The sequence below is a fragment of the Streptomyces griseoviridis genome, assembly GCF_005222485.1.
GTDB classification, from domain to species: domain Bacteria; phylum Actinomycetota; class Actinomycetes; order Streptomycetales; family Streptomycetaceae; genus Streptomyces; species Streptomyces hintoniae.
In genome coordinates this window covers 1,160,615-1,172,832 of record NZ_CP029078.1, presented here as the reverse complement: position 1 = coordinate 1,172,832, position 12,218 = coordinate 1,160,615, and the positions used below count along the sequence as shown (strand labels likewise).

General features: G+C 72.5%; 10 protein-coding genes and 2 pseudogenes. 1 reads left to right on the top strand and 11 read right to left on the bottom strand.

Going from position 1 to position 12,218, the window contains the following annotated elements; translation table 11 throughout:
- Positions 1–91 precede the first annotated feature (91 nt).
- The 4 genes from DDJ31_RS04850 to DDJ31_RS04835 all read right to left on the bottom strand — a co-directional run bounded on the left by DDJ31_RS04850 (position 92) and on the right by DDJ31_RS04835 (position 4,967).
- Complete coding sequence (locus DDJ31_RS04850; protein ID WP_127181526.1) at positions 92–1,702, bottom strand: FAD-dependent oxidoreductase; 1,611 nt, start codon at positions 1,700–1,702, stop codon at positions 92–94.
- A 63-nt stretch (positions 1,703–1,765) separates the two neighbouring features.
- Positions 1,766–2,866: a LacI family DNA-binding transcriptional regulator gene (locus DDJ31_RS04845; protein WP_240678465.1), complete on the bottom strand. Its 1,101-nt coding sequence runs from the start codon at positions 2,864–2,866 to the stop codon at positions 1,766–1,768.
- Between the two features lie 455 nt (positions 2,867–3,321).
- Entirely contained in the window at positions 3,322–3,714 is a 393-nt protein-coding gene (locus DDJ31_RS04840) for a signal peptidase I (RefSeq protein WP_127181528.1), read from the bottom strand.
- Positions 3,715–3,755: 41 nt separating this feature from the next.
- Positions 3,756–4,967, bottom strand: coding sequence for a glycosyltransferase (locus tag DDJ31_RS04835; protein ID WP_127181529.1), 1,212 nt, complete (start codon positions 4,965–4,967; stop codon positions 3,756–3,758).
- Positions 4,968–5,263: 296 nt separating this feature from the next.
- Here DDJ31_RS04835 and DDJ31_RS04830 point away from each other — a divergent pair, with 296 nt between their 5' ends.
- Positions 5,264–5,968 (top strand): hypothetical protein, encoded by a 705-nt coding sequence (locus DDJ31_RS04830; protein WP_127181530.1) that lies wholly within the window; start codon positions 5,264–5,266, stop codon positions 5,966–5,968.
- A 189-nt stretch (positions 5,969–6,157) separates the two neighbouring features.
- On the opposite strand, the pseudogene DDJ31_RS04825 reads toward DDJ31_RS04830, so the two are convergent.
- The 7 genes and pseudogenes from DDJ31_RS04825 to DDJ31_RS04795 form a co-directional block, all read right to left on the bottom strand.
- A pseudogene (locus tag DDJ31_RS04825) lies at positions 6,158–6,445 on the bottom strand (cytochrome P450); the annotation flags it as partial.
- Positions 6,446–6,453: 8 nt separating this feature from the next.
- Positions 6,454–7,260 (bottom strand): annotated as a pseudogene (locus DDJ31_RS04820) (NAD(P)/FAD-dependent oxidoreductase); the annotation flags it as partial.
- Complete coding sequence (locus tag DDJ31_RS04815) at positions 7,250–7,459, bottom strand: ferredoxin (protein WP_127181532.1); 210 nt, start codon at positions 7,457–7,459, stop codon at positions 7,250–7,252. The gene DDJ31_RS04815 and the pseudogene DDJ31_RS04820, both read right to left, overlap by 11 nt.
- 230 nt (positions 7,460–7,689) lie before the next feature.
- Complete coding sequence (locus DDJ31_RS04810; RefSeq protein WP_127181533.1) at positions 7,690–9,033, bottom strand: alpha-L-fucosidase; 1,344 nt, start codon at positions 9,031–9,033, stop codon at positions 7,690–7,692.
- 37 nt (positions 9,034–9,070) lie between these two features.
- Positions 9,071–9,925, bottom strand: a complete 855-nt coding sequence (locus DDJ31_RS04805) for a carbohydrate ABC transporter permease (RefSeq protein ID WP_127181534.1) — start codon at positions 9,923–9,925, stop codon at positions 9,071–9,073.
- Entirely contained in the window at positions 9,918–10,856 is a 939-nt protein-coding gene (locus tag DDJ31_RS04800; RefSeq protein ID WP_171480771.1) for a carbohydrate ABC transporter permease, read from the bottom strand. The genes DDJ31_RS04805 and DDJ31_RS04800 overlap by 8 nt, the downstream gene beginning before the upstream one ends.
- A 12-nt stretch (positions 10,857–10,868) precedes the next feature.
- Positions 10,869–12,092 carry an ABC transporter substrate-binding protein gene (locus DDJ31_RS04795; protein ID WP_127181535.1) on the bottom strand — a complete coding sequence of 408 codons (1,224 nt, stop codon included), beginning with the start codon at positions 12,090–12,092 and terminating at the stop codon, positions 10,869–10,871.
- Positions 12,093–12,218: the final 126 nt, after the last annotated feature.

Below are 12,218 nucleotides of genomic sequence, written 5' to 3'. Positions count from 1 at the left end.
GCGGGGCAGGTGGAGCTGACCCGCCCGGCTCTCGCACGCGGTGCGGCGGCCGGGGCCGCCGGGCGCGCCGTCGTTCCTGTGGGGCCGCCGGTCAGTAGCCCCGTACGTCGGGCCAGTGGCGCTGGACGCCCGCCCGGTCGAGGAGCGTCGCGAACTCCTCGAACCGCTTCTCCTGTTCCTGCACCTGACGCGGTTCGACGCCCTCGGCCAGACAGTGCGCGGCGAGGGCTCCGGCGACCTCGCCGACGTTCCACTCCACGGGATGCAGCCGGTAGCAGCCGTTCGTGATGTGGGTCGTGCCGATGTTCTTGCCGGCCGGGAGCAGATTGCGGACCCGGCGCGGCACCAGCGCCCCGAGAGGGATCTCGAAGGGCACCGAGCCGATGTCCACGTAGCTGTCGCCGCCGGTCGAGGGGTGCAGGTCGATGCGGTAGCCGCCGATTCCGACGGAGTCCCGGTACCGGGTGCCGCCGTAGGCGCCGACCAGGTCGATCGCCACGTCGTGCTCGGTGACGGTGGTGACGGCCTTGACGCGACGGGCCTCACGCACGTACGGCGCCTTGGCGAGGCCGTCCGGTGTGCCCGTCACATCGGGGCGCGGACGCAGCCCGGGGAAGCCGGTGCCGCCGTCCGCGCGGGGCGCCTCAGTCTGGAGCCAGTGCAGCACCGAGAGCGACAACTGCCGTGCCCCGTCGACCGCTTCGGCGGCGCCCTGCGGTCCGGCGCCGACGAGCGGCTTCAACCAGTAGTCGTTCAGCGGCCAGTTGACGAGGGTGATGTCGGAGTCGAAGGCGCCAGGACGGTGCATCCGGCGGGCCAGGATGCGGCGGAAACCCCACAGTTCCTTGTCACCGGCGTCGGCGCTCTGGTCGGCGCTGACGTCGAGCGGGTCCTGCTCCGGGTTGGGCAGGAAGGTGCGCGGCACGGGTTCGAGGGAGCGCGGGTCGGGCGCCTCGAAGCCGAGCAGCGGGCCCGGCCAGAAGTCGGGCCGGTACGCGCGCCAGAAGTCGTAGTCGGCCGGGCGCTCGATGGTGTGGTCCTCGCCCTCGTGGTGCGAGAGCGCGAAACAGACCGTGATGCCCTGCTGGTTGAGCGGATCGGCGACGTCAGGGGCGTGCGGCTCGTCGAACTCGGACCGCGCCTCGGCGCCCAGGGCGTGCTCCACGTCGGCCAGTTCGAGGAGCTCGCCGGTCTCGGTGGCGTCCAGGACGTAGCGGGCGGCCACGGTGGTCCGCGCCCCGTCGTGCCGGTGCTCCAGGGTCACCGACCGCACCAGGTCGTGGTCCGTCTCGGCCCCGACCGGACGGTGGTCGGTGAGCACGGTCAGCAGACCGGCGGCCCGGTGCGGTGCCAGCATCGCCTCGACGACGGCCAGCGCGACCCGCGGCTCGTGGCACAGCTTGCTGACCCGTCCCGCGCCCGGGTTGAGGTCGGCGAGCGCCATCGCCTCGGACCGCAGCGGATACCACTGGCGGTAGAACTGGCGTATACCCTCGCGGAGTTGACGGTACGAGGCGGTCGTGCCGAACTGCTCGACCCACGGGTGCTCGTCGGGCGGCACGGCCTGCGAGGTGAGCTGTCCGCCCAGCCAGTCGGTCTCCTCGGTGAGCACCACGCGGCGCCCGGCCCGGCAGGCGGCGAGAGCGGCGGCGACTCCGCCGAGCCCGCCGCCCACGATGAGGATGTCGGCTTCCCGGTTCACACTTCTCCTTGCTGTGCTGGTGGTTCACCCGCGGACAGCCGCGGGCGTGGTGCGGTGCGGGCCTCAGTGGTGCGTGGGCGGCCTCCCGGAGGTCGAACCCGGCCTGAAGGCACAGGCGACCAGCGGCTCACCGGCCTCCTCACCCGCGACGAGGGCCGCGAGCAGCCGGACCGCCGCCGCCCCCAACTGGGTGCGGGGGATGTCGAACCCGGTGGGCATCGGCGCCCCCGCGAGATCCGGCGGGGGACTGCCGAGGAGCGCGAGGGAGAGATCGCGCGGGCAGGAGAGCCCGGCCGCGTCGACGGCCGCGAGGAGAGCGCGCCAGACGGCCCCGGTGTCGGTCTCCTCGGCGACGAACGCGGTGACCCCCTCGTCGAGCCAGCGGCGCAGCCGCTCGGGCGTGAGGTCCTCGGCGGGGGCGGCGCTACGGAACACGGCACCGGGTCCGCCCGGCAGCCCGCACGCGTCGAGGCCGTCGAGGAAGCCCTGCTGACGGTCGGTCGAGGCGGGCGCGTCGTCGTCCTCACGGATCAGGACGGCCCGGCGGTGACCCGCCCCGGCGAGATGCCCGACCACCTCGCGGCTGGCGCTCACATAGTCGGCCCCGACCCAGGCGAGACCCTCCAACTCGTCACGGCGGCCCAGGTGCACCAGCGGGAACCCGTCGGCGACCATCCGCTTCAGCTCGGCGAGCGGGGCGTGCCGGCCGAGGAAGAGACAGCCGTCGGCGAGCCGGACCCGGGTCAGCGCGTCGGGTCCCGCCGCCCCCGCGCCGCCGGAACTCGACCCGGTGAACAGCACCAGGTCGAAGCCGCGCGCCGCCGCCTCCCGCTCCACCCCGACGAGGAAGGGGTAGTAGGAGTGCTCGACGTCGGTGGGGAAGGTGGCGGTGAAACTGAAGACCCCGAGCAGGTTGTTGCGCGCCGCGGCCAGCCGCTGGGCGGCGGGATCGGGGACGTAGCCGAGGCTGCGGGCCGCGTCCAGGACCCGGCGGCGGGTCTCGTCGGAGATCGCCGCCCCCTGCGCCTTCGCCGACAGCACCAGCGAGACCGTGGCCTGGGAGACCCCGGCGAGGCGCGCGACCTCCGCCTGCCGAGGGCGCGAGGTGCGCCCCTCGGGTGCGGGGTTCCGGCCCGGCCTTGACCGCTTCCTCGGCTGCTCCACCATGCTCCTCAATCGCCCGGAATGCCGCGAAGGCATCTGCTAATGCGCATCACTAATGCGCATTAACGAGAACTGTGGGTGCGGCGCCCGACGTGGGTCAAGGGATGTGACAGCACTTTCTCGCCAACGCCGGACCGGGATGTGCCACCCGGGGACGGGACCGACATCGGCCGGGCGGTCGGCCGGGCGGGTCGGGGGACGGGCGGGCGCGCGGGTGAGGGGCCGGTCCGCGGGCGGTCGAAGGACGGGCGGGCGCACGGGTGAGGGGCCGGCCCGCAGGTGTGTCGGGGGACGGCCGGGCGCGCGAGCGAGAGGGACCGGTCCGCTCACCCGCGGACCGGCCCCTCACCGCGTCGGCACCGTCCGGCGCCCCGCACCGGCACCGCCCGGCGCCCCGCACCGGCACCGCCCGGCACCCCGCACCGGCACCGCCCGGCGCCCCCGCACGGTCACCGTCAGCCGGGCGACCCCGTCGGCCCCTCCTCGGCCGTCGCCACGTACCCGGGTACGGAGGGCCACCGCAGCGTCAGCACCACGGAGTCGTCCTCGGCGCACCAGGAGTGATCCACGCCCTGCCCCCAGACGACGTACTCGCCCTGCCGCTCGAGCACCACGCTGCGGCCGGGGAACTCCATCCGGAACCGGCCCGAGACGAGGACCAGGAGCGCGGTCCGCATCTCGCCCCGCACCCACTGCGCGCGCTGCTCACCGCGCGGGTGGACCCCCCATTTGACCTCCACGGCGTCGCTGTGGCGGAGATCCCCGTGTTCCTTGAAGTGACCGAGCAGCCAACCCCGGTCCACTGTCGCGTCCTTGCCTGCGTCGCCCACGTACACGCCGTCGTCCATGCGCCCGAACGCTACTCAACTCGCCCGCGCGATGCGGGCGATCACGCCGGACGAAGGTCGCCCATGAGCAGGCCCGCGGCCACCGCGGCCCCGTCGGTGCGGATCTCGGCGGCCAGCGCCCGCGCCCGCTCCCGGGTCTCGGGCGCGAGAACGTTCTCGAGGGCGACGCCCAGCGACTCCGCGGACGGAGCGGGACCTTCGAGGGCGGCCCCGACGCCGAGTTCCGCGACCTGCCCGGCCCAGTACGGGTTGTCCGATATCGGCGCGGTCACCAGGAGTTGGGGCACGCCCGCACGGGCGGCCGTCACCGTCGTGCCGGCCCCGCCATGGTGCACCACGGCGGCCACCCTGCCGAACAGCCGCTGGTGGTTGACCTCGCCGACGGCGAAGCAGTCGTCCCCGTCGTCGATCAGGCCCAGCCCGGCCCAGCCCCGGGAGACGAGCGCCCGGTGCCCCTGGGCGCGGAGCGCCTCGATGACCCCGCGGGCGATGTCCCGCGCCGGGCTCATGCTGCCGAACCCCACGTAGACCGGCGGAGCGCCCGCGTCGAGGAACGTCAACAGGTCGTCGGGGAGCGGGCGTTCGTCCGGCAGGCTCCAGGTTCCGGTCTGGACGACCTCCAGGCCCGGGATCGTCCGCCACGGTCCCACGGCCGGGTCGGCGGCCAGCCACGGCCGGTCGGTGAGGACATGGTCGCGGACGGTGCCGACCGGCGGCAGACCGAGCGCCGCCCGATGGGCGTTGAGCTGCTCGGCGTACTGCGCGTCGAGCAGCTCGGCGTCCAGCGCCCACAGTGTCCGGTTGTCGGTCTCCGTCGGCTTCGGCCAGCCGGGTCGCGGCGGTGGCGCGTGGTGCGGCGACGGCAGGTGGACCGCCGCGTAACTCACGTACACGTAGCGGACACCCGCGGCCTCGGCCACGGACCGGGCGGCGATCTGCGCGAGCCCGGCCGCCACCAGCACGTCACAGCCGTCGAGCGCGGCGGGGAGCAGGGCGAACTGGGTGTCGAGCAGTTCGCTCCGGTACCGGGCCAGCTCCGCGTCCGACGGCAGCCCCGTCCCGCGTGTCAGCTCCCGCACCGGCGGCCCGACGGGCACCAGGCTCACCCCGAGCCCTGCCAGCCGCTCGGCGAACTCCTCGTCCGGCGGGGCGCACATCCGCACCTCGGCTCCGCGGGCCCTGAGCCGCACCGCGAGTGCCACCAGCGGCTCGACATCGCCGCGCGTCCCGTAGGTGGACAACAACACCCGCATTCCACGCCCTCTTTCGTCCAGGAATATGCGCAGCAGTGTAGGTCGCGCGGTGGCGAAAACGCCGACGACCAACGGAGGCAAGACATTTGAAGTCACGCTCGCATTGCCTTCGTCCCGATTGGTACCCAAGTGGACGCTGTGAAAGCGGAGATGAAGACCGCCGGGAGTGGGCAGGCTGTGAATGATCCAGTCGACAGACGCTGAATCCCACCGGGAGCCGTCCTCCACGGCCACGGTGGGCGCCGGCGTGCCTTCCAGCCGGTTTCCGATCGTCAACACAACCTGAGAGCTGTTGAATGCAGAGTTCGTCGGTTTTCGTCCCTGATGTTTCGGTCATCCTTCCCTGCGCCGGATCGGCGACGCGCTTCAGCGCGCCTTACTCGAAAGAGCTGCACTGTCTCGCCCCGGGAGTCACGGTCCTCGACCGCAGTCTCGAGGCGGTCGTCGAACTGACCAAAAGCGGGCTCAATGTGCGGCTCGTCGTCGTGTTCGGGCCGCACAAAATGGACACGGTGAAGTACCTCGCGCGCTATGCCGAGACCTTTCAAATGGTGTTCGTCTACCAGAACGAGTCGTCCGAACCGGATCTCGACGGAGCGATCCGATGCGCCCTGCCGATGACACGGGGACCCGTCGCGCTCGTGCTGCCCGACATCGTGGTGTCCGGCGGCGACAGCGCGGGCAGTCTCCTCGCCGCGCTGCGGGACACCGAGGTGACGGGGTGGGGCGTGGTGGCCGCCGAGGAACGCGATCCGTCCGTACTGCGGCAGATGGGCGCGCTGGCCGTGGTCGACGAGGACGGCGCCCTGACCGTGGGGGCGGCCACCGACAAACCCGCGGACCCCGCGGCCTACAACGCCTACTGGGGCATGGTCGCGGCGGCCGAGAAGGAGGCGCACCGGCTGCCCGACGTGGTGGGCAAGGGCGTGGACAGTCCGCTGGCCGGCGCGGCGGCCCACCTGGTGGCGGGCATCGTCAACTACAACACCCCCGCGGGCTGAGCACCCGGGACCGCGCGGCGGGCGCGACCTCGCCGCGCAGCCCGACCGGCGAGGACGCGGCGGGCGGGTGCCGGACGGGTCCTTCACGCACGGCGGTCGGGCCGCCGGGCAGCGGACGCCGGGCGACCCGACCGCGCCCGGCGCCGGCGGTCTCCGGGCCGGCTGACCGAAGACCCTGGTCGGGAGCCGTCAGGCCGGCGTCCGTTCGAGCAGCGGCTGTCTCGGCCCGCGGAGGACGGGGCTGCGCCGGTACGGCGGCGGGTCCTCGACCGGACGGGCGCCCTCCAGCCGCGGGAGGAGCGTGTCCAGGGCGATCCGGGCCTCAAGACGGGCCGGCGGCGCCCCGAAGCGGCTGTGGATGCCGCTGCCGAACCCGAGGTGCTGGTTGTCGGCGCGGGTCGGGTCGAAGCGGTCCGGGTCGGCGAAGCGGCGCGGATCACGGTTGGCGGAGGCGAGGGCGAGGATCAGCGGCGCGCCCTCGGCGTCCCCCTGGGCCCGGCGGCGAGGCCGGACCCGGCGAGCCACTCGGTGTTGCGGACGACGCCGAGCGCGACGACCGCGACCTCCGCGTCGATCCTGTCGCCGTCGGAGAACTCCGCGCCGGTGAGCCGTCCGCCGCGCCCGCGCAGCGCGGTGACGGTGACCCCGCACCGCGGGTCGACGCCGTGCGCGCGCCGGAGTGCGGCGGCGAACGCGCCGAGCGCGCCGACCAGCGGCGCGGGCCCGCGGTCGGCGACCGTCACGTCGAGGCCGCGTTCCCGGCAGGCGGAGGCGATCTCCGAGCCGGTGAACCCGGCGCCGATCACCAGGACCCGGCGGGGCCGCGCGTCGAGCCGGGCGGCGAGGGCGTCGTCGGCGGTGCGCAGGGTCAGCACCCCGTCGAGGGCGTCGTCGGCGGTGCGCAGGGTCAGCACCCCGTCGAGGGCGGCCTCGGCGGGGTCGGGCCAGGGGCGGGCGCGGGTCCCGGTGGAGATCAGCAGCCGGTCGTAGGGCAGCCGCTCGCCGTCCGCGAGGAGCACCCGCTTCTCGACCGGGCCGATCCCCTCGGCCCGTACCCCGAGCCGCCACGTCGCGTCCACCGCGCGCGGGCGTGGCAGTCCGACGTCCCGCGCCGGTGTCCTGCCGAGCAGCACCTGCTTCGACAACGGCGTTCTGTCGTACGGAGGTTGCTCCTCGTCGCCGAGGAGCGTCAGCGATCCGGTGAACCCCTTGTCGCGCAGCGTCTCGGCGGCCCTGAGCCCGGCGAGCGACGCCCCGACGACGATCCGGCCCTCCCGCGGCTCACCCCGCACCGGGACCCGCCCGCTCCCCGACCAGGATGGCCCGCACCGGACACGCCGCCGCGGCCGCCCGCACCCGCGCGAGGCCGCCCTCCGGGACAGCGGGCGTGTACATCAGCGACTCCTCACCGTGCGGCGCGAACGTCTCGGGAGCGAGGAACACGCACTGCGCGTACCCCTGGCACCGGTTGAGATCGACGACGATCCGCATCAGGTCCACCTCTTCGCGCCGAGCCCGCACTCACCGTGCTACGGCCCGGGAGGCGGGGGCGCGAGCGGTGCTGAGCCAAGGGGGTCGGGCGGGGCGGTCGGGGGCCGGGAGCGGGCCGCGGGAGCACGGACCCCCTGACGGCGTGGCGCGGCCCCCGGTGGACGGGTTCCCGCACCGGGGAACCGCCCGCCACCGGGGGCCTCGCCACGCCCGTCGTGCGGGCCCGGGAGTCAGCGCAGCGGGATGTCCACCCGGACCGGTCCCGCCAGGGCGTGGTTCCCGACCGTCACGGTGAGCACGCCGCCGGCGGTCTCCGTGGTGGCCTCGGTCGCGGTGGCCGACGCGAGGTCGAGCGCGGCGGCGTCGGCGTCGAGGGCCACCCGGGTGCCCGCGGGGGCGTCCACGAAGGCGTGCGCGGTCTGCCCGGTACGGGTCCAGCGGACCCAGGGCTCGTCGGCGGGCCTGGCGAGGCCGGCGGCGAGCGGGCGGGAGCCGAAGACGGCGTCGCCGTGCGCCGCGTTCCACGCGCCGAGCGCTTCGAGGGTGCGCCGCTGCAGGGCGGTGACCTCGCCCGAGGCGGTGAGGCCGATGTTCAGCAGCAGGTTGCCGCCGCGCGAGACGACGTCGAGGAAGTGCCGGACCGCGCCCTGCCCGCTCAGCGAGTGGGACTCGTCCTCCAGCCGGTTGTGGCCGAAGGAGAAGCCGACGCCTCGGCAGTTCTCCCAGGCGCCGTCGCCCTCGCTGTCGCGGCCCTGCTCGTACTCGCTGGTGCGGAAGTCCCAATGGGTCTCGCCCCAGCGGTCGTTGGCGACGCCCTCGGGGCGGGCCGCGTAGAAGCGGCGGAAGAGTTCGACGAGGCTCTTGTCGCCCTCGGGCTTGCCCGCGTCCGGGTACTCGATGTCGCCCCACAGGAGTTCGGGCCGGTACTTCTCGATGAGGTCGGCGACATGGTCGAACGCGTAGTCGGCGTACGCCTTGTCGCGGGGGCGCAGGGTGTCGTCGATGTGGCGCACGATGGGCGGGCTCTGGCTGAAGTGCCAGTCGAGGCCGCCGGAGTAGTACACGCCGAAGCGGATGCCCCGGCGTTCGGCGGCGTCGCGGAACTCGCCGATCAGGTCGCGCTCGGGGCCGCGGCGCACGGTGTTGCGGTCGCCGGTGCCCGGCGCCTCCCAGAGGGCGACGCCGTCGTGGTGCTTGGAGGTGGGCACGAAGTAGCGGGCGCCGGTGGCGGCGACGAGGTCCATGACGGCGTCGGCGTCGAACGCCTCGGCCTTCCACAGGTCGAGGAACGTGTCGTAGTCGGCCCCGCCGTAGGTCTCCTCGTGGTGTCGCCCGGCCGGACTGCCGTCGATGCGGATGGTGTTGTAGTACCACTCGGCGTACGGGTTGTGCCTGAACCACTCCTCCTCGTCGATGGTGCCGAGCGCCCCGATGGGCTCGCCCCAGGCCGGTACCGAGTACGGGCCCCAGTGGACGAAGATGCCGAGCTTGGCGTCCTTGAACCAGGCCGGCGTCTCGCGCTCGAACTGCCGGTACTGCTGCGGGCGCTCGGGGGCGTCCTTGAACATGGCCATGCCGGATGGTCCTTTCCTGGTGGGGCGTTCCGCGGGGTCAGCGGCCGCCGAGGCCCGAGGTGACGATGCCGCGTACGAGGTAGCGCTGGAGGGCGATGAGCAGGACGGTGGACGGCAGCATGGAGATCACCGAGGCGGCCATGATGAGGTGCCACTGGGTGCCCTGCTGGCCGAAGAACTGCTGGAGGCCGAGCGGGATGGTGCCGAGGGTGGAGACGTCGTTGACGATCACCAGCGGCCACAGGAACGAGTTCCAGTAGGTGATGAAGGTGAAGACGGCGAGCACCGCCAGGGTGGGCCTGGCCAGCGGGAGCATGATGCGGAAGAACGTGCCGAGCCGGCCGAGCCCGTCGATGCGGGCGGCGTCCTCAAGCTCCTGCGGGACGGTCAGGAAGAACTGGCGCAGCAGGAACGCGCCGAGCGCGGTGAACGCCCAGGGCACGATGAGCGCCTGGTAGGTGTTGACCCACCCCAACTCCCGCATCAGCACGAACGCCGGCACGATGATGACTTCCTGGGGCAGCATCATCGTCGCGAGGAAGACCGTGAAGGTGGCGGTCCTGCCGCGCCAGCGCAGCCGGGAGAAGGCGTACCCGGAGAGCGCCGACACCGCGAGGGTGACGAGGGTGCCGCTGGTCGCGACGACGACGCCGTTGACGAGGTAGCGGGTGAACGGCGCGTAGGAGAAGACCTCGGAGTAGTTGCCCCATTCGAGCGTCGAGCCGAACAGGGACGGCGGGGTGGAGAAGATCTCCGACGGCGCCTTCAGCGAGGTCCCGACCATGAAGATCAGCGGCGACATGAACAGCAGCGCGACCAGGACGAGCAGCGTGTAACCGACCGCGGGGCGAAGCTTCCTGACGCCCCGTCCGCGGGGGAGGACGTCACTCATAGTGCACCCACTTCTTCTGCCCGAGGAACTGCACGGCGGTGACGCCGAGGATGATGACGAACAGCACCCAGGCCGCGGCGGAGGCCAGTCCGAGCTTCTGGAACGTGAAGCCCTGGTTGTAGATGAACTGCACCAGCGTGACCGTGGAGTCGCCCGGACCGCCGCGCGTCATGATGTACGGCTGGATGAACACCTGGAAGGAGGTGATGAGCGTCATCGTGGTCGCGAAGAACAACGACGGTGATATCAGCGGGAGTTTGATGCGCCAGAACACCGTCCAGGCGTTCGCGCCGTCCAGCGAGGCGGCCTCCAGCTGACTCTCGGGCACGGAGTCGAGCGCGGACGAGAAGACGATCATGTTGTAGCCGAAGCCCTGCCAGACGCTCATCACGACGATCGCGATCATCGCCCAGTGCGGGTCGGCGAGGAAGTCCGGCATGGTGATGCCGAAGAACGACCGCGCCGTCGCGTCGATGGCGCCGCCCGGCTGGTAGAGCATCCGCCACACCACCGCGTTGGCGACGATCGGGGTGACGGTGGGCAGGAAGAAGATGACCCGGAAGATCTGCCGGTGTCTGATCTTCGGGGAGAGCCAGGCCGCCATCCCGAGGGACACGACCAGGTTGAGGGGCACGTACAGGACGACGAACAGGAACGTGTTGACCAGCGCCGTGCGGAACGTCGGATCGTTCAGCAGCGAGCTGTAGTTGGCGAAGCCGGTCCAGGACGGGCTGCCGATCATGGGCCAGTCGTGCAGGCTCATGAACAGGGCGATGCCGATGGGCAGGAGGGTGAACAGCGCCAGCCCGAGGGCGTGCGGCGCGGCGAATCCGATGCCGGCCATCTCGGACCGGCCGGGCCCGCGGGCGCCGCGGCGGTGGTCCTTCGGCGCCGCCTCGGCGGTCACCTCGCGTGCGGGGAGGGGTGCCATGGGGTGATCCGGCTACTTTCCGAGGTGGCGGGAGATCTCCGCCAGCACGTCCGCGGCCGGCTTCTGCCCGTCCACCATCTGCGGGCCGTACTGGCTGAGCAGTTGGTTGAGCTTGTCGCCGTCGGCGCTGCCCGGCAGCGGGACGGCGCTCGCGAGCGCGCTGTCCAGGGCCGCCTTCGCGCCGTCGATACCGGCGTTCTGGTACCAGGCCGACTGCGCCGCGGTGCGGGCGGGGAAGGCCCGGCCGTCCTTCGCGAGCGTGGCGAGGGTCTTCTCCGACGTCATCGCGGTGATGGCGGTGAAGGCGGCGGCGGGGTCCGAGCAGGTCTTGGAGATGCCGAACCCGCTGCCCGCCGAGTAGGTCTTCTGGGCGCCCTCGGGGGAGGGGATGGTCGTGACGCCGACGTCGAACTTCGCCTTCGCCTTGAAGTCGAGGGAGTTCCACGGGCCGCCCACGACCGCGGCGGCGGTGCCGTTGATGAAGGCGTTGTCGTCGGCGCTCGCGTCGGCGCCGTCGGCCCTGGTCGCGGTGGAGTCCTTGACGAGGCCCGCGAGCCAGTCGACGGCCTCGGCCGTCTTGGGGTCGTCGAGGGCGACCTTGCCCGAGTCGTCGATCATCGTGCCGCCGGTGACGGAGAGAATCGTTCCTTCAAGGAAGATGTCCTCGACCGTGGTCGCGAGGGCGACCTGCCCCTTCTTCTTCAGGGCGGTGGCCGCGGCCTGGAAGTCGTCGACGGTCCAGCCCGGCTCGGGAGCGCCGACACCGGCCTCGGCGAAGGCGTCCTTGTTGTAGAAGAGGAGCATGGGGCCGGTGTCGTAGGGGATGGCGTACTGCTTGCCGTCCACGGCCAGGGCCTTCACCGCGCCCTCGTCGAAGGCTCCGGTGTCGAAACCGGTCGACTTGATGAGGTCGTCAAGCGGCAGCAGCCCGTCGGCGAACTGGTTCACCCGCAGGCTCTGCATCGTGACGATGCAGGGCGCTGCGGACGTGCCGAGCTGCGTCGAGATCTTGGTCCAGTAGTCGGCGAACGGCGAGCCCTGGAGGGACACCTTCTTGCCCGACGCCTGCGCGCCGGTGTCCCCGACGCCGTCCCAGACCTTCTGGTCGTCCGACGAGCCGATCCACATCGACCAGGTGAGGGTGTCGCCGCCGACCGAGCCCTGGCCGCCGGAACAGCCCGTGAGGAGCAGGGCCCCCACAGCCGCGGCGGCGACGGCCGCAGTCCGTACTCTCATGTCATCACCTTTGATTTCATTCGGCCTGGTGGCTTGGATACTCCGGTCCCAGGCATCTGCGATGTAATCATCCGATGTTTATCGTGTCAACGGCAGCGCAATCCTTTGATATCTCCCCGTAACCCG

Coding starts and splice junctions, on each gene's coding strand:
- DDJ31_RS04815 (WP_127181532.1), bottom strand. CDS start 7,459: ATGCGGATCGTCGTCGATCTCAACCGGTGCCAGGGGTACGCGCAGTGC.
- DDJ31_RS04830 (WP_127181530.1), top strand. CDS start 5,264: ATGCAGAGTTCGTCGGTTTTCGTCCCTGATGTTTCGGTCATCCTTCCC.
- DDJ31_RS04840 (WP_127181528.1), bottom strand. CDS start 3,714: ATGGACGACGGCGTGTACGTGGGCGACGCAGGCAAGGACGCGACAGTG.
- DDJ31_RS04795 (WP_127181535.1), bottom strand. CDS start 12,092: ATGAGAGTACGGACTGCGGCCGTCGCCGCCGCGGCTGTGGGGGCCCTG.
- DDJ31_RS04810 (WP_127181533.1), bottom strand. CDS start 9,033: ATGGCCATGTTCAAGGACGCCCCCGAGCGCCCGCAGCAGTACCGGCAG.
- DDJ31_RS04805 (WP_127181534.1), bottom strand. CDS start 9,925: ATGAGTGACGTCCTCCCCCGCGGACGGGGCGTCAGGAAGCTTCGCCCC.
- DDJ31_RS04835 (WP_127181529.1), bottom strand. CDS start 4,967: ATGCGGGTGTTGTTGTCCACCTACGGGACGCGCGGCGATGTCGAGCCG.
- DDJ31_RS04800 (WP_171480771.1), bottom strand. CDS start 10,856: ATGGCACCCCTCCCCGCACGCGAGGTGACCGCCGAGGCGGCGCCGAAG.